The organism is Enterobacter cloacae complex sp. ECNIH7 (assembly GCF_002208095.1).
GTDB classification, from domain to species: Bacteria; Pseudomonadota; Gammaproteobacteria; order Enterobacterales; family Enterobacteriaceae; genus Enterobacter; species Enterobacter cloacae_M.
In genome coordinates, this window is the sequence record NZ_CP017990.1 from 4,803,213 (window position 1) to 4,824,330 (window position 21,118).

18 protein-coding genes are annotated in these 21,118 nt (G+C 57.2%); 10 read left to right on the forward strand and 8 right to left on the reverse strand.

Translation table 11 applies throughout. The features are described 5' to 3' along the window. Positions 1 to 115 precede the first annotated feature (115 nt). On the forward strand, positions 116 to 1,624 hold the full coding sequence (glpD, locus tag WM95_RS24020; RefSeq protein WP_063408970.1) for a glycerol-3-phosphate dehydrogenase: 1,509 nt from the start codon (positions 116 to 118) through the stop codon (positions 1,622 to 1,624). Between the two features lie 110 nt (positions 1,625 to 1,734). Here glpD and glgP read toward each other — a convergent pair whose 3' ends face one another. From glgP to asd, 6 genes are all read right to left on the reverse strand, one after another. Beyond that, on the reverse strand, positions 1,735 to 4,182 hold the full coding sequence (glgP, locus tag WM95_RS24025; protein ID WP_088544988.1) for a glycogen phosphorylase: 2,448 nt from the start codon (positions 4,180 to 4,182) through the stop codon (positions 1,735 to 1,737). Between the two features lie 18 nt (positions 4,183 to 4,200). Further along, positions 4,201 to 5,634, reverse strand: coding sequence for a glycogen synthase GlgA (gene glgA / locus WM95_RS24030; protein WP_023309509.1), 1,434 nt, complete (start codon positions 5,632 to 5,634; stop codon positions 4,201 to 4,203). Next, a complete protein-coding gene (gene glgC / locus WM95_RS24035; RefSeq protein WP_088544989.1) occupies positions 5,634 to 6,929 on the reverse strand; it encodes a glucose-1-phosphate adenylyltransferase in 1,296 nt (431 codons plus the stop codon). Before glgC ends, glgA begins: the two co-directional genes overlap by 1 nt. 17 nt (positions 6,930 to 6,946) lie before the next feature. After that, positions 6,947 to 8,920: a glycogen debranching protein GlgX gene (glgX, locus tag WM95_RS24040; protein WP_063408969.1), complete on the reverse strand. Its 1,974-nt coding sequence runs from the start codon at positions 8,918 to 8,920 to the stop codon at positions 6,947 to 6,949. Further along, positions 8,917 to 11,103 (reverse strand): 1,4-alpha-glucan branching enzyme, encoded by a 2,187-nt coding sequence (gene glgB / locus WM95_RS24045; protein ID WP_063408976.1) that lies wholly within the window; start codon positions 11,101 to 11,103, stop codon positions 8,917 to 8,919. The genes glgX and glgB overlap by 4 nt, the downstream gene beginning before the upstream one ends. Positions 11,104 to 11,352: 249 nt before the next feature. Further along, positions 11,353 to 12,456, reverse strand: a complete 1,104-nt coding sequence (gene asd / locus WM95_RS24050) for an aspartate-semialdehyde dehydrogenase (protein ID WP_022649649.1) — start codon at positions 12,454 to 12,456, stop codon at positions 11,353 to 11,355. A gap of 179 nt (positions 12,457 to 12,635) precedes the next feature. Between asd and WM95_RS24055 the strand changes: the two genes are divergently transcribed. Next, complete coding sequence (locus WM95_RS24055) at positions 12,636 to 13,229, forward strand: YhgN family NAAT transporter (RefSeq protein WP_063408968.1); 594 nt, start codon at positions 12,636 to 12,638, stop codon at positions 13,227 to 13,229. A gap of 62 nt (positions 13,230 to 13,291) precedes the next feature. On the opposite strand, the gene tusA is transcribed toward WM95_RS24055, so the two are convergent. Beyond that, positions 13,292 to 13,534 carry a sulfurtransferase TusA gene (tusA, locus tag WM95_RS24060; RefSeq protein ID WP_008503071.1) on the reverse strand — a complete coding sequence of 81 codons (243 nt, stop codon included), beginning with the start codon at positions 13,532 to 13,534 and terminating at the stop codon, positions 13,292 to 13,294. A gap of 167 nt (positions 13,535 to 13,701) precedes the next feature. On the opposite strand from tusA, the gene WM95_RS24065 reads away from it, so the two are divergent. Beyond that, positions 13,702 to 14,367, forward strand: coding sequence for a 7-cyano-7-deazaguanine/7-aminomethyl-7-deazaguanine transporter (locus WM95_RS24065; protein ID WP_023309514.1), 666 nt, complete (start codon positions 13,702 to 13,704; stop codon positions 14,365 to 14,367). Positions 14,368 to 14,439: 72 nt separating this feature from the next. Beyond that, on the forward strand, positions 14,440 to 14,997 hold the full coding sequence (locus WM95_RS24070) for a DcrB family lipoprotein (protein ID WP_023309515.1): 558 nt from the start codon (positions 14,440 to 14,442) through the stop codon (positions 14,995 to 14,997). A gap of 4 nt (positions 14,998 to 15,001) precedes the next feature. Here WM95_RS24070 and WM95_RS24075 read toward each other — a convergent pair whose 3' ends face one another. Then, entirely contained in the window at positions 15,002 to 16,219 is a 1,218-nt protein-coding gene (locus WM95_RS24075) for an MFS transporter (protein ID WP_047173958.1), read from the reverse strand. Between the two features lie 145 nt (positions 16,220 to 16,364). On the opposite strand from WM95_RS24075, the gene WM95_RS24080 reads away from it, so the two are divergent. The 6 genes from WM95_RS24080 to WM95_RS24105 all read left to right on the forward strand — a co-directional run bounded on the left by WM95_RS24080 (position 16,365) and on the right by WM95_RS24105 (position 21,116). Next, the gene (locus WM95_RS24080; RefSeq protein ID WP_023309517.1) at positions 16,365 to 17,414 is read left to right on the forward strand and encodes an AI-2E family transporter; all 1,050 of its coding nucleotides are present in this window, start codon (positions 16,365 to 16,367) and stop codon (positions 17,412 to 17,414) included. A 337-nt stretch (positions 17,415 to 17,751) separates the two neighbouring features. Further along, positions 17,752 to 18,141, forward strand: a complete 390-nt coding sequence (locus WM95_RS24085; RefSeq protein WP_023309518.1) for a hypothetical protein — start codon at positions 17,752 to 17,754, stop codon at positions 18,139 to 18,141. 68 nt (positions 18,142 to 18,209) lie between these two features. Then, positions 18,210 to 19,274: a methyltransferase gene (locus WM95_RS24090; RefSeq protein ID WP_032662220.1), complete on the forward strand. Its 1,065-nt coding sequence runs from the start codon at positions 18,210 to 18,212 to the stop codon at positions 19,272 to 19,274. Positions 19,275 to 19,343: 69 nt separating this feature from the next. Next, positions 19,344 to 20,066, forward strand: a complete 723-nt coding sequence (locus WM95_RS24095) for a beta-ketoacyl synthase chain length factor (RefSeq protein WP_063408967.1) — start codon at positions 19,344 to 19,346, stop codon at positions 20,064 to 20,066. Next, positions 20,063 to 20,878 carry a lysophospholipid acyltransferase family protein gene (locus WM95_RS24100; protein WP_063408966.1) on the forward strand — a complete coding sequence of 272 codons (816 nt, stop codon included), beginning with the start codon at positions 20,063 to 20,065 and terminating at the stop codon, positions 20,876 to 20,878. Before WM95_RS24095 ends, WM95_RS24100 begins: the two co-directional genes overlap by 4 nt. Beyond that, positions 20,859 to 21,116, forward strand: coding sequence for a phosphopantetheine-binding protein (locus tag WM95_RS24105; RefSeq protein ID WP_008503081.1), 258 nt, complete (start codon positions 20,859 to 20,861; stop codon positions 21,114 to 21,116). The genes WM95_RS24100 and WM95_RS24105 overlap by 20 nt, the downstream gene beginning before the upstream one ends. The last annotated feature ends 2 nt before the right edge of the window (positions 21,117 to 21,118 follow it).

Sequence of the window (21,118 nt, forward strand, 5' to 3'; positions counted from 1 at the left end):
TATGTTATCCATATCACTCTAAATTGTTTTTTTGATGTTACCAAAAGCGCGTTCCTTTGCTATTATGAGCGATATCGAACATTTCTGAGCTTTAACGAAAGTGCATGAGGGTGTTATGGAAACCAAAGATCTGATTGTGATAGGCGGTGGCATCAACGGTGCCGGTATTGCGGTCGATGCCGCAGGACGCGGTTTATCCGTATTGATGCTGGAAGCTAACGATCTCGCCTGCGCGACGTCGTCCGCCAGCTCCAAACTGATTCACGGTGGCCTGCGCTACCTGGAACACTACGAATTCCGCCTGGTCAGTGAAGCACTGGCCGAACGTGAAGTGCTGCTGAAGATGGCGCCGCATCTGGCGATTCCGATGCGCTTCCGCCTGCCCCATCGCCCGCATCTGCGTCCGGCGTGGATGATCCGTATTGGTCTGTTTATGTACGATCATCTGGGTAAACGCACCAGCCTCCCGGGTTCGAAAGGTTTGCGTTTTGGCTCAGAATCGGTCCTTAAGCCTGAAATCGTGCGCGGTTTCGAATATTCAGACTGTTGGGTGGACGACGCGCGCCTGGTGCTGGCGAATGCCCAGATGGTCGAGAAGAAAGGTGGCGAGGTGAAAACCCGTACCCGCGCGACCTCTGCACGTCGTGAAAACGGCCTGTGGATTGTGGAAGCGGAAGACATCGATACCGGCGAGAAATTCAGCTGGAAAGCACGCGGCCTGGTGAACGCTACCGGCCCGTGGGTGAAGCAGTTCTTCGACGACGGCATGCATCTGCCTTCGCCGTACGGCATTCGCCTGATCAAGGGCAGCCACATTGTGGTACCGCGCGTGCATACCCAGAAGCAGGCCTACATTCTGCAGAACGAAGACAAGCGCATCGTGTTTGTGATCCCGTGGATGGACGAATTCTCGATCATCGGCACCACCGACGTGGAGTACAAAGGCGATCCGAAGAACGTCGAGATCGATGAGAGCGAAGTGAACTACCTGCTCAAAGTGTATAACGCGCACTTCAGGAAGCAGCTGTCACGCGATGACGTGGTCTGGACCTACTCCGGCGTGCGTCCGCTGTGCGATGACGAGTCTGACTCACCGCAGGCGATTACCCGCGACTATACGCTCGATATTCACGACGTTGACGGTCAGGCGCCGCTGCTTTCCGTGTTTGGCGGCAAGCTGACCACCTACCGCAAGCTGGCCGAGCACGCGCTGGAAAAACTGGCGCCGTACTATAAAGGCATTGGCCCGGCATGGACCAAAGGCGCGGTACTGCCCGGCGGTGATATCGGCGACAATCGCGATGATTACGCCGCGAAGCTGCGCCGTCGCTTCCCGTTCATCACCGAAGGGATGGCGCGCCACTATGCCCGCACCTACGGCAGCAATACCGAGCTGTTCCTGGCCGACGCGAAGGACATTGCGGATCTGGGCGAGCATTTCGGCCACGAGCTGTACGAAGCCGAGCTGCGCTACCTGGTTGAGCACGAGTGGGTTCGTCGTCTGGATGATGCTATCTGGCGTCGTACCAAAGAAGGTATGTGGCTAAACGCCGAGCAGCAGTCTCGCGTGGCGCAGTGGTTACTGCAAAATGCGGGGAAGCGTGAGCTGTCGCTGGCGTCGTAATACGATCGGTGCGGTCTGATGCCCCCTCACCCTAACCCTCTCCCCGAAGGGGAGAGGGGACTTTAACACCCTCTCCCCTTTGGGGAGAGGGCTGGGGTGAGGGGTTGTTTTTACAACCTTACCGGATCAATATGCCAGATCGTCTCGGCATACTCCTTGATGGTCCTGTCGGACGAGAAATAGCCCATATTGGCGATGTTATACATCGCGGCGCTGGTCCACTTCTCCTGCTGACGGTACAGCTCGTCAACCTTATCCTGACAGTCCACGTAGCTGCGATAATCCGCCAGCACCTGGTAGTGATCGCCAAAGTTAATCAGCGAATCCACCAGATCGCGATAGCGGCTCGGTTCATCCGGGCTAAACACGCCGGTCGCGATCTGCGTCAGCACCTGACGTAACTCTTCATCCTCTTCGTAATACTGACGCGGCGAGTAGCCTTTCCTGCGCAGCGCCTCCACCTCTTCCGTCGTGTTACCGAAGATAAAGATATTTTCTTCGCCCACGTGCTCCAGCATCTCGACGTTCGCCCCGTCAAGCGTACCAATGGTCAGCGCGCCGTTAAGGGCAAACTTCATGTTACTGGTGCCGGATGCCTCCGTACCCGCCGTAGAAATCTGCTCAGAGAGATCCGCCGCCGGGATGATCATCTGCGCCAGGCTCACGCTGTAGTTAGGAATGAACACCACCTTCAGCTTGTCGCCAATGTCCGGATCCTGGTTGACCACCTTCGCCACATCGTTGATGAGATGAATAATGTGCTTCGCCATGTAGTAGGCGGAAGCCGCCTTACCGGCGAAGATCTTCACGCGCGGTACCCATTCGGCCGTTGGATCGGCCTTGATGCGGTTGTAATGGGTGATCACGTGCAGCACGTTCATCAGCTGACGCTTGTATTCGTGGATGCGTTTGATCTGAACGTCGAACAGCGCTTTCGGGTTTGCCACCACGTTGAGGTGCATCGCCAGCCAGACCGCCAGACGCTTTTTGTTCAGCAGCTTGGCTTCGCGCACGGCTTTGTTCACCGTCGGGAAATCAATATGCTGTTCCAGCTCGCTCAGCTGGCTCAAGTCGGTACGCCAGGTACGGCCGATATTCTCGTCCAGCACCTCAGAGAGCGGCTGGTTGGCCAGCGCCAGCCAGCGGCGCGGCGTCACGCCGTTGGTCACGTTGCAGAACCGCGTCGGGAAGATTTTCGCGAAGTCCGCAAAAAGCGACTGCACCATCAGGTTCGAGTGGAGCTCGGACACGCCGTTGACCTTGTGGCTGATGACGACCGCCAGCCAGGCCATGCGCACGCGGCGCCCGTTCGATTCATCAATGATGGAAGCGCGGCTCAGCAGCCCGGTATCGTTCGGGTATTGCTCCTGCAGGGTCTTGAGGAAGTAGTCGTTAATCTCAAAGATAATCTGCAGATGGCGCGGCAGGATTTTGCCGAGCATGTCCACCGGCCACGTTTCCAGCGCTTCGCTCATCAGCGTGTGGTTGGTATAGGAGAACACCTGACAGGTCACTTCAAACGCGTCATCCCAGCTGAACTTATGCTCGTCAATCAGCAGGCGCATCAGCTCCGGAATGGAGAGCACCGGGTGGGTGTCGTTAAGGTGGATCGCGGTTTTCTCCGCCAGGTTGGCGTAGGTTTTGTGCAGCTGATGGTGGCGGCTGAGGATGTCCTGAATGGTCGCCGAAACGAGGAAATACTCCTGACGCAGGCGCAGCTCGCGGCCGGAGTAGGTCGAGTCATCCGGGTACAGCACGCGGGACACGTTCTCGGAGTGGTTTTTATCTTCCACCGCCGCAAAGTAGTCACCCTGGTTGAATTTACCGGGGTTAATCTCGCTACTGGCCTGGGCGCTCCACAGGCGCAGCGTGTTGGTGGCATCGGTGTCATAGCCGGGGATAATCTGGTCGTAGGCCACGGCCAGGATCTCTTCCGTTTCTACCCAGCGGGATTTTTTGCCTTCCTGCTGGATACGTCCGCCAAAGCGCACCTTGTAGCGCGTATTGTGGCGCTTAAACTCCCACGGGTTGCCGTACTCCAGCCAGTAGTCCGGCGACTCTTTCTGGCGCCCGTCAACGATGTTCTGTTTGAACATACCGTAGTCGTAGCGAATACCGTAGCCTCTGCCCGGCAGCGCCAGCGTTGCCAGCGAGTCGAGGAAGCAGGCGGCGAGACGCCCCAGGCCGCCGTTGCCGAGGCCCGGGTCGTTCTCTTCGTCGATCAGTTCTTCTAAATCTAACCCCATCTCTTCCAGGGCGGTTTTGACGTCGTCATAAATACCGAGCGACAACAGCGCGTTGGAAAGCGTGCGGCCAATCAAAAATTCCATCGACAGGTAGTAAACCTGACGCGTTTCCTGCGAGAGCTGGGCGCGGTTTGAGCGCAGCCAGCGTTCAACTAAGCGGTCACGCACCGCAAACAGGGTGGCGTTCAGCCACTCGTGTTTGTTGGCGATAACCGGATCTTTCCCGATGGTGAACATCAGCTTGTAGGCGATGGAGTGCTTTAACGCCTCAACGCTGAGCGTGGGTGAAGAGTAGCTAAATGGAGCGTTCATATCAGTAACTTCGCCTCGTTACATCAAGCGTTGATAGAGATCGCGGTATGACTGCGCCGCGACATGCCAGCTAAAGTCCATGGACATCGCCTGACGCTGAACGTAACGCCAGAGCGATGGACGGGACCACAAGACGAAAGCACGCCGAATCGCCCGAAGCAGCGACCAGGCATTACTGTCCTCAAAGACAAACCCGCTGGCGATACCGTCCGCCAGGTTTTCCAGAGAGCTATCGGATACGGTGTCCGCCAGCCCGCCCGTGCGGCGCACCAGCGGCAGCGTGCCGTATTTCAGGCCGTACAGCTGCGTCAGGCCGCAGGGTTCGAAACGGCTCGGCACCAGGATGACGTCCGCGCCGCCCATGATGCGGTGCGAGAACGCTTCGTGGTAGCCAATCTGCACGCCCACCTGCCCCGGATGTTCCGCCGCGGCGGCAAGGAAACCTTCCTGCAGCACCGGGTCGCCCGCGCCGAGCAGCGCCAGCTGTCCGCCCTGCTCCAGTAAACCGGGCAGCGCCTCCAGCACCAGATCCAGCCCTTTCTGGCTGGTCAGGCGGCTGACCACCGCGAACAGCGGCACTTTGTCGTTAACCTTCAGGCCCATCGCAATCTGCAGCTGGCGTTTGTTTTCCGCTTTGTCCTCCACGGAATCACGTCCATAGCGAGCCGCCAGCAGGAGATCGGTCTCCGGGCTCCAGATCTGTTCATCCACGCCGTTCAGAATGCCCGACAGGCGACCTTCGCGGTGGCGCTGTTGCAGCAACCCTTCCATGCCGTAGCCAAACTCCGGCTGGGTGATCTCACGCGCGTAGGTCGGGCTCACCGCCGTGATGTGATCGGCGTAGTACAGCCCGGCTTTCAGGAACGAGATCTGCCCGTTAAATTCCAGCCCGTGCATGTTATAGAACGATAATGGCAGATCGATTTCACTCATGTGATGGGCATAGTACATCCCCTGATACGCCAGGTTGTGCACGGTAAAGACCGATTTGGCCGGATGGCCGCGCGCCGCGAGATACGCCGGGGCAAGCCCGGCGTGCCAGTCGTGCGCGTGCACCACATCCGGGCGCCAGAACGGATCCAGCCCCGTCGCCATTTCTGCCCCGACCCAGCCGAGCAGCGCAAAGCGCAGCACGTTATCGGTGTAGGCGAACAGGTTCGTATCGTGATACGGGCTGCCCGGTCGATCGTATAAGTGCGGCGCGTCGATCAGGTAAATCCCTACGCCGTTGTAATGTCCAAACAGCAGGGTGATGCGTCCGGCGAAAGTCTCACGGCGGGTCACCACTTTTGCATCGGGAATACCACGCCGGATATCCGGAAAGGCGGGCAGCAGGACTCGGGTATCCACGCCTCCGGCGATTTGCGCCGCCGGTAATGCACCCAGAACATCTGCCAGACCGCCCGTTTTTAATAACGGGAACATCTCAGAACATACATGTAAAACCTGCATCATCGCTCCTGTTTGATCTGCAGCTTCCGCAACATTTCCCGTGTGACTAACACGATCCCCTCTTCCGAACGATAGAAACGACGCGCGTCTTCTTCCGCGTTCTCACCAATCACCATCCCTTCTGGGATGACGCAGGCACGATCGATAACGCAGCGACGCAGACGGCACGAGCGCCCTACCCAGACATCAGGCAGTAAGACTGCCGAATCGATATTACAGAATGAATTTATCCGCACGCGGGGGAACAGCACCGACTGCACCACCACCGAGCCTGAAATAATGCACCCGCCGGACACCAGCGAGTTCAGCGTCATACCGTGGCTGCCGGAGCGGTCCTGCACGAATTTGGCCGGGGGCAGCGATTCCATATGGGTACGAATCGGCCAGTTCTGGTCGTACATATCCAGCTCAGGCGTGACTGACGCCAGATCGAGGTTCGCTTTCCAGTAGGCTTCCAGGGTTCCCACATCGCGCCAGTAAGGTTCCGCATTGGGGTCGGACTGCACGCAGGACAGCGGGAAAGGATGTGCATACGCCATGCCAGCTTTAGTGATTTTCGGAATGATGTCTTTACCGAAGTCGTGGCTGGAGTTTTCGTCTTTGTCGTCTTCTTCCAGCAGCTCATAAAGATAATCTGCATCAAAGACATAAATCCCCATGCTGGCGAGCGATTTGGTATCATCGCCGGGCATGGTTGGCGGGTTCGCCGGTTTTTCAACAAAGTCGATAATTTTGTCGTCGGCATCCACGTGCATCACGCCAAACGCCGTCGCTTCAGCAACGGGCACAGGCAGACACGCTACGGTGCAGCGCGCCCCTTTTTCGACGTGGTCGATGAGCATGTGGGAGTAATCTTGCTTGTAGATGTGGTCCCCGGCGAGGATCACGATGTATTCCGCGCTGTAGCGGCGAATGATGTCGAGGTTCTGCGTCACCGCATCCGCCGTTCCGCGGTACCAGTTCTCGCCGTGGACGCGTTGCTGAGCGGGAAGGAGATCGACAAACTCGTCCATCTCTTCGCTGAAGAATGACCAGCCGCGCTGGATATGCTGAACCAGCGTGTGCGACTGATACTGCGTAATGACGCCAATACGGCGAATGCCCGAGTTGAGACAGTTGGAGAGCGCAAAGTCGATGATACGGAACTTACCACCAAAGTGAACGGCCGGTTTCGCGCGCTTGATGGTCAAATCTTTCAGACGGGTACCACGTCCACCCGCAAGTATCAGGGCAACCGTTTTTAATGGTAGCTGGCGCGCCAACATTAAGGGATCGTTCTTCTCTAATCTAACCATGACTAACTCCTTTTTTATCATCTTTGGAATACGCACACTCCGTGCGCAGGCCCGTGCCAGACAGCCATTACTACCGGATTATCCGCTCCGGCAAAGGGGGGAACAGCTCGCCATTCCCCTTCAGGTAAAACAATCGCTGCGACGTCATCCGTCGCGTTCAGCGTGACCAGCCATTTATCCGACAGCAGGATTTGCAGGCGTGGTACGCCGTGTTGCCACTCTTGCGCGCTTAAGGGTTGCGCGTCTTGATTCAACCAGCGAACGTTGCCGTCACCCTCTTCCCACCAGCGGTCGGTGGTCAGCGCGGGGATCTGCTGGCGAAGATGGATCAGCGCAGCGGTAAAATGAATCAGCCCGCTGTTGGCTTCACCCCAGTCGAGCCAGGTTAACGTGTTGTCCTGGCAATACGCATTGTTGTTACCGTGCTGGCTATGGCCGTGTTCATCGCCTGCCAGCAGCATCGGCGTGCCCTGCGACAATAAAAGCGTTGTCAGCAAAGCGTGAACGCTGGCGCGTCGCCGCTCGATGACGTCCAGGCTTCCGCCTAACCCTTCTATACCATGATTAAAGCTATGGTTATTGTTAGTGCCATCGCGATTCTCTTCGCCGTTTGCCTCATTGTGTTTCTGATTGAAACAAACGCAGTCCCTGAGCGTAAAACCGTCGTGTGCCGTCAACAGATTGACGGTGGCCGACGGGCGTTTGCCGTCGCGCTTAAAGAGATCGCTTGAAGCGGCAAAGCGTCCGGCGAACTCCCCCAGCGACAGATTCCGTTCCAGCCAGAAGCGGCGCGCGGCATCGCGGTAGTGATCGTTCCACTCGGCAAACAGCGGCGGGAAATTCCCGACCTGATAACCGCCTTCCCCGATGTCCCACGGCTCGGCAATGAGCTTCACGCGCGAGAGCACCGGACAGTTTTTTATCGCCTCAAACAGCGGAGCCTGCTGGCTGAACGCCGGCGTGCGCCCCATTACGGGCGCCAGGTCGAAACGAAAACCGTCGACGTGGAACGTTTCCACCCAGTATTTCAGGCATTCATAAGCAAAATGCGTGACCGCCGGATGGCTGAGGTTGAGCGTGTTACCGCAGCCGGTCCAGTTCTCATAATCGCCATCCTGCCTGATCCAATAATAGCTACGGTTATCAATTCCGCGCATGGAGAGCGTCGGACCGTCGAGATCGCTTTCAGCACTGTGGTTCAGCACGACGTCCAGAATGACCTCAATGCCCGCCGTATGGAGCGCCTTCACCGCATCGCGAAACTCGTCCCGCGCCTGTTCCGGATGGGCGGCATAGCGTGGCTCAAGCGCGAACATCGCCAGCGGGTTGTAGCCCCAGTAGTTGCTTAGCCCCAGCCGCTGCAGGCGCGGCTCGCTGGCGAAATGGGCGACGGGCAACAGCTCCAGAGCGGTGATGCCGAGGTGTTTCAGGTAGGCGATCATGGTGGGATGCCCGAGCGCCTTATAGGTGCCGCGCATCTCTTTGGGGATCGACGGGTGAAGGTAGGTCAGCCCTTTGACGTGGGCTTCATAAATGACGGTATTGCCCCACGGCGTCTGCGGCGGGGCATCGTCTTCCCAGTCATAAAAATCGTTCACCACCACGCTTTTTGGCGCGACGGGCGCGCTGTCGCGATGGTCAGGCCCGCCGTAGCCCACGTGGAAAAGCGGGTCGTCTTTAAATTCACCGTCCACGCGGTGCGCGCACGGATCAATCAGCAGCTTCGCCGGGTTAAACCAGTGGCCCTGCGCCGGCTCCCACGGACCGTGCACGCGAAAGCCATAGTGCATGCCTGGCCGTCCTCCGGCCAGGTAGCCGTGCCAGGTATCCCCCGTGCGCGCGGGTAAATCGTAACGGTGCTCGTTACCTTCCCCGTCAAACACGCACAGTTCTACCCGCTCAGCATGAGCGGAAAAGAGGGTGAAATTGACACCCTTTCCGTCAAAACGCGCGCCGAGCGGTTCGGGTTCACCTGCCGTAAGCTGCGTCATTCGCCCTCCCGCATCAGCCAGATGGTGCCAAGCGGCGGCAGCGTCAGGCTCAGGGAGTTGGGTCGCCCGTGGCTTTCGATGGCATCGCTCTGTACCAGCCCGCCGTTACCGGCGTTGCTGCCGTGATAGTGCATCGAGTCGGTATTCAGGATCTCGCGCCATTTGCCCGGCTGGTTAATGCCGAAGCGGTAGTGTTCGCGCGGCACCGGCGTGAAGTTGCTGGCGACGATGATCTCGTTACCCGCTTTGTCACGACGCACAAAGACAAACACCGAGCGCTCGTGGTCGTCCACTACCAGCCACTCAAAGCCGTACGGATCGAAGTCGAGCTCGTGCAGCGCTTTGTGGTGGCGGTAGGTCAGGTTCAGGTCGCGCACCAGACGCTGCACCCCGTGGTGCCAGTTGTCGCCACCTTCCAGCAGGTGCCAGTCGAGGCTGGCGTCGTGGTTCCACTCGCGTCCCTGTGCGAACTCATTGCCCATAAACAGCAGTTTCTTGCCCGGGAAGGCAAACATCCAGCCGTAGTAGGCGCGCAGGTTGGCAAACTTCTGCCACGCGTCGCCCGGCATGCGGTCGAGAATCGATTTTTTGCCGTGCACCACTTCATCGTGCGACAGCGGCAGCATGAAGTTTTCGGTGTAGTTGTAGAGCATCCCGAACGTCAGCTTATCGTGATGATACTTACGGTGAACCGGATCCAGCTTCATGTAGTCGAGCGTGTCGTGCATCCAGCCCAGGTTCCACTTGTACCAGAACCCCAGGCCGCCTAATGACGGCGGACGGGAGACGCCCGCAAAGTCGGTCGACTCTTCCGCCATGGTCACGGCACCGTCCACCTGCTCGCCGATAATGCGGTTGGTATTGCGCAGGAACTCAATGGCTTCCAGGTTTTCACGGCCGCCAAACTCGTTCGGGATCCACTCCCCCTCTTTGCGGCTGTAGTCGCGGTAGATCATCGACGCCACCGCATCGACGCGCAGGGCATCAATACCAAACCGCTCGATCCAGTACAGGGCATTCCCGACCAGATAGTTGGCGACCTCACGACGACCGTAGTTGTAGATCAGCGTGTTCCAGTCCTGGTGATAGCCTTCGCGCGGGTCGCTATGCTCGTACAGCTTCGTGCCGTCAAATTCTGCCAGCGCGAAATCATCCGCAGGGAAATGGCCCGGCACCCAGTCGAGGATGACGTTCAGCCCGGCGGCGTGCGCGGCATCAATGAAATAGCGGAAGTCGTCGCGCGTGCCGAAGCGGCGCGTTGGCGCATACAGCCCGGTGGGCTGATAGCCCCAGCTGCCGTCGAACGGGTGCTCGTTGACCGGCAGCAGCTCAAGGTGGGTAAAGCCCATCCATTTGGCATAGGGCACCAGCTGGTCGGCAAGCTCACGGTAGCTGAGCCAGAAGTTGTTATCGGTGTGGCGACGCCAGGAGCCAAGGTGTACCTCATAGACGGAGATGGGCGCGTCAAAGCGGTTGGCCTGTTTGCGCTCCTCCGTCTGGACGACCTTCTCCGGCAGGCCGCAAATCAGCGACGCGGTATCCGGGCGCATCTGCGCTTCGAAGGCATACGGGTCGGCTTTAATGCGCAGCTTGCCGTTAGCGTCGATCATCTCGAATTTATAAAGCTGCCCGGGGTGCGCTCCGGGGATAAACAGCTCCCAGATGCCGCTTTCCCGGCGCAGGCGCATCGGATGGCGGCGACCGTCCCAGTAGTTGAACTGGCCGACAACGGAGACGCGCTGGGCGTTAGGTGCCCACACGGAGAACCGCGTGCCGGTAATGCCGTCCATGGTATCGGCATGGGCACCCAGGGTTTCATAAGGGCGAAGATGCGTTCCTTCGGAGAGCAGCCAGGCGTCCATCTCTTTAAGCAGAGGGCCGAAGCTGTAAGGATCGTCAATTAGGTTTTGCTGACCGTGCCAGAGAACGGCGAGCTGATAGCGAAAAGGGTTTTTACGGCGGGGCATTACGCCCGAGAAAAAGCCACGGGAATCGAGGCATTCAAGATTACCGACCTTGCGGCCGGTTTTGGGTTCAATCACCCAGACTTCTGTGGCATCCGGTAACAGTGCCCTAACTTCAAGGCCGTCCTCAGTTTGATGCATCCCAAGCACAGAAAAGGGGTCAGCAAAATGACCCGCAATAAGCGCATTAATCACGTCTCTATCCACACGATCGGACATGGTATTCATCCTGTTTTTTATGTCGTCCTTTTTAAGCGCTCCGGGACGACTTTTAATGTGACCTGAACGGGACAGCACAAAAATGTGCATCCATTCTGCTCCGTTCGAACCTCAGGTAAGAAATGACTCTTCCTTAAAGCATAGCCAACGCTCTAGATGACTCCTGATAAAAAATAAGACATACGCGTGTTACTCCATGTAGTACGCAAAAAAAAGGGGTGAAAATCACCCCCGGTAGTTAACAAATTATTACGCCAGCTGGCGCAGCATGCGGCGCAGCGGCTCGGCGGCGCCCCACAGGAGCTGGTCGCCGACGGTGAACGCGGAGAGATACTCCGGCCCCATGTTCAGCTTGCGCAGACGGCCAACCGGCGTGGTCAGCGTGCCGGTAACGGCAGCCGGGGTCAGCTCGCGCATGGTGATATCGCGATCGTTTGGTACCACTTTCGCCCACGGGTTGTGCGCGGCCAGCAGCTCTTCCACGGTCGGAATAGACACATCTTTTTTCAGTTTAATGGTGAAGGCCTGGCTGTGGCAGCGCAGCGCGCCGATACGCACGCACAGACCGTCAACCGGAATGGTGTTCGCGGTCGCGAGGATTTTGTTAGTCTCAGCCTGGCCCTTCCACTCTTCGCGGGTCTGGCCGTTATCCAGCTGTTTGTCGATCCACGGGATCAGGCCACCGGCCAGCGGTACGCCGAAGTTATCCACCGGCAGCTCGCCGCTTCGGGTCAGCTGAGTGACCTTACGCTCGATATCAAGGATCGCGGACGCCGGGTTTGCCAGCTCGGTCGCGACGCTTTGGTGCAGCTGGCCCATCTGGGTCAGCAGCTCGCGCATATGACGCGCGCCGCCGCCGGACGCCGCCTGGTAGGTCGCCACGGAGACCCACTCAACCAGATCCTGCGCGAACAGGCCGCCGAGGGACATCAGCATCAGGCTGACGGTACAGTTACCGCCGACAAAGGTTTTCACGCCGTTGTTCAGGCCGTCGGTGATGACGTCCTGGTTCACCGGGTCGAGAATGATGATGGCATCGTCTTTCATGCGCAGCGAAGAAGCCGCGTCAATCCAGTAGCCCTGCCAGCCGCTTTCACGCAGCTTTGGATAGATTTCGTTGGTATAATCGCCGCCCTGGCACGTCACAATAATGTCGAGTGCCTTCAGCGCTTCCAGATCGTAAGCATCCTGCAACGTGCCTGTGGTACCACCAAAGGACGGAGCAGCCTGGCCGAGCTGGGAAGTGGAGAAGAAGACCGGGCGGATAGCGTCGAAATCGCGCTCTTCAACCATGCGTTGCATGAGTACAGAGCCGACCATACCGCGCCAGCCGATAAAACCAACGTTTTTCATAGCATTTTTTTCCTGCTGAGGGTGTGTGCTGATTGTGCAAGCCAGTATTGAACTGGGATATGCTTCACATTACAAAATGCTGCCAAAGTCGCAAGCGAAATTAATCGATGATTGCCCGGCAATCAGAAAAAGCGCTAATCATCGAAATAACACTACTAAGTATCAGGGATAATTTAAAGATGAGTGAAATCATTTCCGCGGCGGTTTTATTGATCCTGATTATGGATCCACTGGGAAACCTGCCTATCTTCATGTCGGTGCTGAAGCACACCGAGCCGAAGCGCCGCCGGGCGATCATGATCCGCGAGCTGCTCATCGCCCTGCTGCTGATGTTTATCTTCCTGTTTGCCGGTGAGAAAATTCTCGCATTCCTCAACCTGCGCGCCGAAACCGTTTCGATTTCCGGCGGGATTATTCTGTTCCTGATTGCCATTAAGATGATTTTCCCGAGCGCGGAAGGCAGCAGCAGCGGCCTGCCCGCGGGTGAAGAGCCGTTTATCGTGCCGCTGGCGATTCCACTCGTCGCAGGGCCGACCATTCTGGCCACGCTGATGCTGCTGTCGCATCAGTATCCGAACCAGATGAGCCATCTGGTGATTGCCCTGCTGATCGCCTGGGGCGGGACGTTTATCATCCTGCTGCAGTCGTCGCTGTTCCTGCGCCTGCTGGGTGAGAAAGGGGTGAACGCGCTGGAGCGCCTGATGGGGCTGATTCTGGTGATGATGGCAACGCAGATGTTCCTGGACGGGATCAGGGCGTGGATGAAGGGATGACGTTCTCCCTCTCCCCGCGGGAGAGGGCCGGGGTGAGGGCATCAGGCCGCAGAGGCGCCCATCTACCCCTTACGAATCAAATACCGGTACGGCAGCGCTTCGGTCTGCTGTGCCACCAGTTCATGCTCCATAAAGGTACAAAAGCCGGGAATATCGCGGGTCGTGGCCGGGTCGTCGGCAATAATCAGCAGCGTTTCACCGGTCTGCATGTTGCGCACGGTTTTGCGTACCATCATTACCGGCTCCGGGCAGCGAAGGCCCTGGGCATCAAGAGTGTGGTCTGGGCTGGAAAACAGGTCGGTCATGATCTTCTCGGTCTGGTAAAAACGGCTGTAGTTTACGCCCGGTTGCGATCAATGCAAACCAGGTTAACGATTGCGTAAAAACTAACCATTGCAATGTCCTGACAAAGCAGTATCATGCTGCGGTTTTTATTGGGTTCCCTCACCCCAACGTATAAAAAGGTCACAATATGACGTCGTTTTCTGAATCACAGCGCGTAAAAGCGTTGTTCTGGCTTTCGCTTTTCCATTTGCTGGTGATCACCTCCAGCAACTATCTGGTGCAGCTCCCGATCTCCATCTTTGGTTTTCACACCACCTGGGGCGCATTCAGCTTCCCGTTTATTTTCCTCGCGACGGATTTGACCGTGCGTATCTTTGGCGCACCGCTGGCTCGCCGTATTATTTTTTCGGTCATGCTCCCGGCGCTGTTCATCTCGTACGTGGTTTCGTCTCTGTTTTATATGGGAAGCTGGCAGGGCTTTGAGGCGTTAACCCACTTCAACCTGTTTGTTGCCCGTATCGCTGCCGCAAGCTTTATGGCCTACGCGCTGGGGCAGATCCTCGACGTGCACGTGTTTAACCGCCTGCGTCAGAATCATCGCTGGTGGATGGCGCCAACCGCCTCCACGCTGTTCGGTAACGTGAGCGATACGCTGGCCTTCTTCTTCATCGCCTTCTGGCGCAGCCCGGATGCGTTCATGGCCGAACACTGGATGGAAATCGCGCTGGTGGACTACTGCTTCAAGGTCCTCATCAGCATTGTTTTCTTCCTGCCGATGTACGGCGTGCTGCTCAATATGCTGCTGAAAAGGCTGGCAGATAAATCTGAAATCACGGCATTGCAGGCTGGTTAAGGGTTCGCTTTATCAGTTGTGATAAGATGAACGAATGAGCCGTTATGGCCGTTTATCGAAAGGAAGAAGTCAATGCGCAATCTGGTTAAATATGTCGGGATTGGCCTGCTGGTTGTGGGTCTTGCAGCCTGTGATAACAGCGACACGAAAACGCCTGCTCAGGGCGCATCCGCAGAGAGCAACGCGACCGGCCAGCCGGTGAATCTGATGGATGGCAAACTCAGCTTCTCTCTGCCAGCCGATATGACCGATCAGAGCGGCAAGCTGGGCACCCAGGCGAACAACATGCACGTTTACTCCGACGCAACCGGGCAGAAAGCGGTCATTGTGATTGTGGGCGACGACACCAGCGAAGATCTGGCCGTCCTGTCCAAACGTCTGGAAGATCAGCAGCGCGGCCGCGATCCGCAGCTGCAGGTCGTGACCAATAAATCCATCGAGCTGAAAGGCCACACGCTGCAACAGCTCGACAGCATCATCTCTGCAAAAGGCCAGACCGCATACTCTTCTGTGGTGCTGGGCAAGGTTGATAACAAACTGCTGACCCTGCAGATCACCCTGCCAGCCGAAGATCAGCAGAAAGCGCAGACGGCTGCTGAAAACATTATTAACACCATCGTGATCCAGTAACGCTTCACGATGATGACGTGGCCTCCGGTGCCTGCACCGGGGGCCATTTTTTTAGCCGCCACGTCAGCAGGAGCGCAATCACCACCAGGCCCGCCGCGGCAAGATAGATCACCGGCACGCCTGCCCAGGACATCACCAGCCCCGCCAGCGGGCCGGTAATCCCTAAAGACATATCCATAAACACCGTATAGGTCGCCAGCGCTGCCCCCTGGTTCTGCTGCGGCACGGCTTTTACCGCCACCACGCCCAGCGCCGGGAAGACCAGGGAAAAGCCAGCCCCCGCGAGGAACACGCCCACTTTCGCGACCCAGGGCACCATCGCTATTCCGGTCAGCAACAGCCCGACAATCTCTATCGCAAAGCAGATCATCGCCACGTTCAGCCCGCCAAGGCGGTTGATGCCGTTAGGGAAAAGCAGGCGGGCGCCAACAAACGCACAGCTAAACAGGGTTAACGCAAAGGCTGCGCCGTCCCAGCCTTTGGCGTCGTAGAACAGGGTAATGAAGGTCGCGATTACGCCAAAGCCGGTGGTCGCCAGCGCCAGCGCCATGCCGTACGGCCAGACGCGCCCCAGCACCGCCCGAAATGGCAGCGGCTTGCCTTTGCTGGCCTTAACTTTCGGACGCGGCAGCGCAAAGAGGATTGCCAGCAGCGCGACCGCCATAATGGTGATAGCCAGCCCATACAGCCCGCCAAGCGCATAGCAGGCCACGCCGAGCGGCGCCCCGAGCGCCATCGCACCGTAGGTGACAATCCCGTTCCAGGAGATCACCCGGCCAATGTGGGGCGCGCCTACCACCCCCACGCCCCACAGCGTTGAGCCGGTTCCCGCCAGACTTTGCCCGATGCCAAGAATGACGCGGCCCAGGCAGAGCAGCGCCAGGCTGACCAGCGGCCAGTGGCCGGTTGCGGCAGCCAGCAGATAGCTCAGGCCACTGAGAAAACAGCCGCACAGTCCCACCACCACGATGCTTTTTGGACCGAACGTATCCGCGTAGCGCCCGGCATGCGGGCGGCTGAGAAGCGTGGCGAAATATTGCAGGCTAATCACCAGCCCCGCCCAGAAGGCGCTGAAGCCCATCACGTCATGGACATAGCCCGGCAGGACCGCCAGCGGCAGGCCAATGGTCAGATAGCTGGCAAAGTTGAAAATCACAACGGAAACGATGCGCAGATTGAGGCGCAGTCCGCTCAGTGCCGGTTCAGCGGCAGGTTCGGGCATGGGGTTCTACCTGGATTTTTTACAACAGTGTTTCACTATTACCACGGCGCAATAAGAAAATCAGCCCCGACTTTCAGATTAACGGTGCCAGACGAAGCGAAGCCCGGGCACTACACTTATCGGGTCATCATATTAAGGAACACGCATGATCGCTAACCCGTCCGACAAAGCAGGACTTCACATCTTATTAAAACTCGCCTGTCTGGTGGTTATCCTTGCGGGTATCCATGCTGCCGCTGACATTATTGTTCAGCTCCTGCTGGCGCTCTTTTTTGCCATCGTGCTTAATCCTCTGGTCACCTGGTTTTTACGCCGGGGCGTCAGCCGTCCGGTAGCCATCACCATCGTGGTTATTGTCATGCTGATTGGCCTGACGGCGCTCTTCGGCGTGCTGGCGGCATCGCTGAGCGAATTCTCCACCATGCTGCCGCAGTACAACAAAGAGCTGACGCGTAAAATTGTCGCGCTGCAGGAGATGGTGCCCTTCCTTAATCTGCATATCTCACCCGAACGGATGCTGCGCAGGATGGACTCCGAGAAGGTCATGACCTACGCCACCACCTTGATGACGGGGCTTTCCGGCGCGATGGCCAGCATTCTGCTGCTGGTCATGACGGTGGTGTTTATGCTGTTCGAAGTCCGCCACGTCCCCTATAAGCTGCGCTTTGCGCTGAACAATCCGCAAATTCACATTGCCGGGTTACACCGAGCCCTGAAGGGCGTCTCCAAATATCTGGCGCTGAAAACGCTCCTGAGCGTCTGGACCGGGGTGATTGTCTGGCTGGGGCTGATGCTGATGGACGTGCAGTTCGCGCTGATGTGGGGCGTGCTGGCCTTTCTGCTGAACTACGTGCCCAATATTGGCGCGGTGCTTTCCGCCGTGCCGCCGATGATTCAGGCGTTTCTTTTTAACGGCTTCTACGAATGCATGCTGGTCGGCGCGCTGTTCCTCGTCGTGCATATGGTGCTGGGCAATATTCTTGAGCCGCGCATGATGGGACACCGGCTGGGCATGTCGACGCTGGTGGTATTTTTATCCTTACTGATTTGGGGATGGCTGCTGGGCCCGGTCGGTATGCTGCTGTCGGTCCCCCTTACCAGCGTATGTAAAATCTGGATGGAAACCACCAAAGGCGGCAGCAAGCTGGCGATCCTGCTCGGGCCGGGGAGGCCGAAAAGCCGGTTACCCGGGTAACGGACCCGCCTGTACAGGTAGGTTTAAACCGTCAGTAATACACCGTAAATTACCGCGCCCCTAATCCGTCGCGGTATTTTTATTTGCGTTAAGGCGATATTCATTCCGGTTTTAATTACGCCGCGCGCATTACGTTCAAACGCAATTCATGATTTAACGCAAATTATAAAAAATGAAATCCTTATTTATTTTCCATGTTATTATTCCCGCCTTCGCTTCAACGTAATGTAACCATTAATATTGATTAAAAATTACACCTGGCGATAACAAAAAGCCGGATGAGTATTATTTGTAAAAACCACTGCCTTTAATTGTTATTATTGATATGGAGTTGTTGATGAAAAAGATCGTTAAATGGTGTGCTGCTGCCGTATTCGTTGGCGCGCTGGCAGGCTGCGCGCGTACCGCGCCAATCGCTCAGGTTCACTCTATTGTAAGCGCGGGCCATACTGCCGATCAGGTAAAAACGGCAATTTTGAAAGCAGGCCAAAAACGCGACTGGATCATGACGGAAACCGGCCCGGGAATGATTAAGGGGCGTCTGCAGTCACGCGATCACTCGGTCCAGGTGAGTATTCCGTACACGGCCACAAGCTATTCAATCAACTATGAAAACAGCCTTAACCTGAAAGCGGCAGACGGTAAAATCCACAAAAATTATAACCGCTGGGTGAATAACCTCGACCACGACATTCAGCTGAACCTCTCCGCTGGCGCCGCGCTGTAATTTTTTCTAAAGTCGGGCCGCGTATGGCCCGATAACCTCTCTTTATTGCCCTCAAAGGTTACGCAGGAATGTACGAAAAGGACACACTCAGCGCACTGGATGCCATTACCGAAGCGCAACGCATCGCCTTTGCCCCGATGTTATTCCAGACTGCGCTTTGTCTGCGTAACTCAGGCGTTCTCGCCTGGCTCGATAAACAAGGAAAAGAGGGAGCAAGCCTCGAGGAAATAACCGAACACAGCACGCTCGGCAGCTATGGCGTCAGCGTACTGCTGGATATGGGATTAAGCGGTCGAATCGTTACCCAACAGAATGGACGTTATTTTCTGGCGAAAGTGGGCCATTTTTTACTGCACGACGAAATGACCCGCGTAAATATGGATTTCACCCAGGACGTTTGTTATCAGGGGCTATTTCACCTGGCGGACGCCCTGCAGGAGGAAAAACCGGCCGGATTAGCCGTGTTTGGCAACTGGCCAACCATCTACCCGGCGTTATCCCAATTACCAGCTCCGGCGAAAGAGAGCTGGTTCGCCTTCGATCATTACTATTCTGACGCCGCTTTTGACGCTGCTTTGCCATATATATTCGCAAGCTCGCCGACAAAATTGTACGATGTGGGCGGAAATACGGGTAAATGGTCGTTACGCTGCTGCCGCTATGACGAAAATGTTGCCGTGACGATCCTCGATCTGCCGCAGCAGATAGCGCTGGCGCAGGAAAACATCGCAAAAGCAGGTTTTTCTCATCGTATTGCATTCCATGCTGTCGATATGCTTAGCCCAGCAACATTGCCGGGTGACGCCGACGTCTGGTGGATGAGCCAGTTCCTGGATTGTTTCTCTCCGGATCAGATTGTCGCCATGCTGACGCGCGTCGCACAGGCCATGAAGCCAGGCGCACGTTTGTGCATCATGGAGCTTTTCTGGGATGCTCAGAAATTTGAAGCAGCCTCTTTCAGCCTGAATGCCACCTCGCTCTATTTCACCTGTATGGCGAATGGCAATAGCCGGTTTTACAGCGTAGAGAAGTTTTATCGCTACCTGGAGAGCGCAGGTTTCAGCGTTGAACAGCGGCTGGACAACCTTGGGGTCGGTCATACCCTGCTGATATGCACCAAACGTGAACAATAGAGCAGCTTAGCTGCCCGGGTGGCCCAGCCTGCCCTTTGAATACGGTTTTTTTGTCGCGGACGCGCGTAGATGAAATTTTCACTTAACATTATCGACTGGCAGGCAAGAGCGCCAGGACTCAGCGATGCCACAGAGTGGCAGGCGTGGTCACGCCTGCAGCTGACCGTCGATCCAGCGGCCCCGCTTCCCCGCCTGACCGCTTTACCCATGATGACCGCGCGCCGCCTCAACTCAGGCAGTAAGCTGGCGGTGGATATTGGTCTTGCCATGCTGCAAAACCACACCATTGATGCCGTCGTCTATTCCAGCCGCCACGGCGAGCTGGAGCGCAACGACCGTATTCTGCATGCCCTGGCGACCGGGCAGTCCGTTTCACCCACCGACTTCGCGATGTCCGTGCACAATTCCGCGGTGGGCAATCTCACGATCACCGCACGCCAGGCCATCGTCTCGTCATCCATTTCTGCCGGGCTGGACACCTTCCAGCAGGCCTTATGTGAAGTGCTGAGCCTGCTGCAGGCGGGCTATTCCCGCGTCCTCCTGGTCGATTTTGACGGCGCGCTGCCGGAATTTTACCATCCGGCGCTACCGCCGCAGATGCCCACCTGGCCCTACGCGCTGGCGCTGGTGATTGAATCCGGCAACGGATTGCAGTGTGAAACCCGTAGCGGCTGCACGGGTGAAGAACCCGCCCTGCCGCAAAGCCTGATGTTCCTGCAGCGCTATCTCAGCGAGGAACGTCAGTTCGTGGTGCCCGGCGAACGTTTGCTGTGGCAATGGACGCGCGCATGAACCGCCTGGCTGCCCGAATTAACTGGCTATGGCGCCTGGCGATGACCGGCTTCTGCTTCGCGCTGTTTGGCGTGGGCGGGCTGCTGCTGTCGCTGGTCTGGTTCAACCTGCTGCTCATCGTCCAGCGCGACCGCGCCAGCCGTCGTCGCCTGGCGCGTCGCAGCATTGCGGCCAGCTTCCGCTTCTTCCTGACCGTAGCGCGCGGCCTCGGCGTACTGGACTATCGCATTCACAATCTTGACGCGCTGCGCAGCGAGCGGGGTTGTCTGGTGGTGGCTAACCACCCGACGTTAATAGACTACGTGATTCTGGCGTCGGTGATGCCCGAAACCGACTGCCTGGTGAAAAGCGCGCTGCTGCGCAATCCCTTTGTCAGCGGCGTCATCCGCGCGGCGGATTACCTGATTAACAGCGAAGCCGAGCCCCTGCTCGCGGCCAGCCAGCAGCGTCTGGCTCAGGGCGACACGCTGTTAATCTTCCCGGAAGGCACGCGTACCCGGTTTGGCGAGGCTATCTCCCTCCAGCGCGGCGCGGCAAATATCGCCGTGCGCTGTAACAGCGATCTGCGGGTGGTGCTGATCCACTGTAGCGAACATCTGCTGGATAAAAAAAGCCGCTGGTATGATGTACCGCCAGAAAAACCTGTTTTCACCGTGGATGTCCGCGACCGCGTGAACATCGACGAATTTTACGATGCAAATGAACAAGAACCGGCGCTGGCGGCAAGGCAGTTAAACCGGCATCTGCAGCATCGATTAACATCAGGCCTTCAATCTTTGTCAGGAATTAATGATGCAAGCGCTTTATCTTGAAATTAAGAATCTCATAATCACCACGCTGAATCTGGACGAGCTTACCGCAGAGGATATTGATACCGATGCCGCGCTGTTTGGCGATGGGCTGGGTCTGGACTCCATTGACGCGCTGGAACTGGGTCTGGCGGTAAAAAACCAGTATGGCGTGGTGCTTTCTGCCGAAAGCGAAGAGATGCGCCAGCACTTCTTTTCCGTCGCCACGCTGGCGTCCTTTATCAACGCTCAACGCGCCTGAGA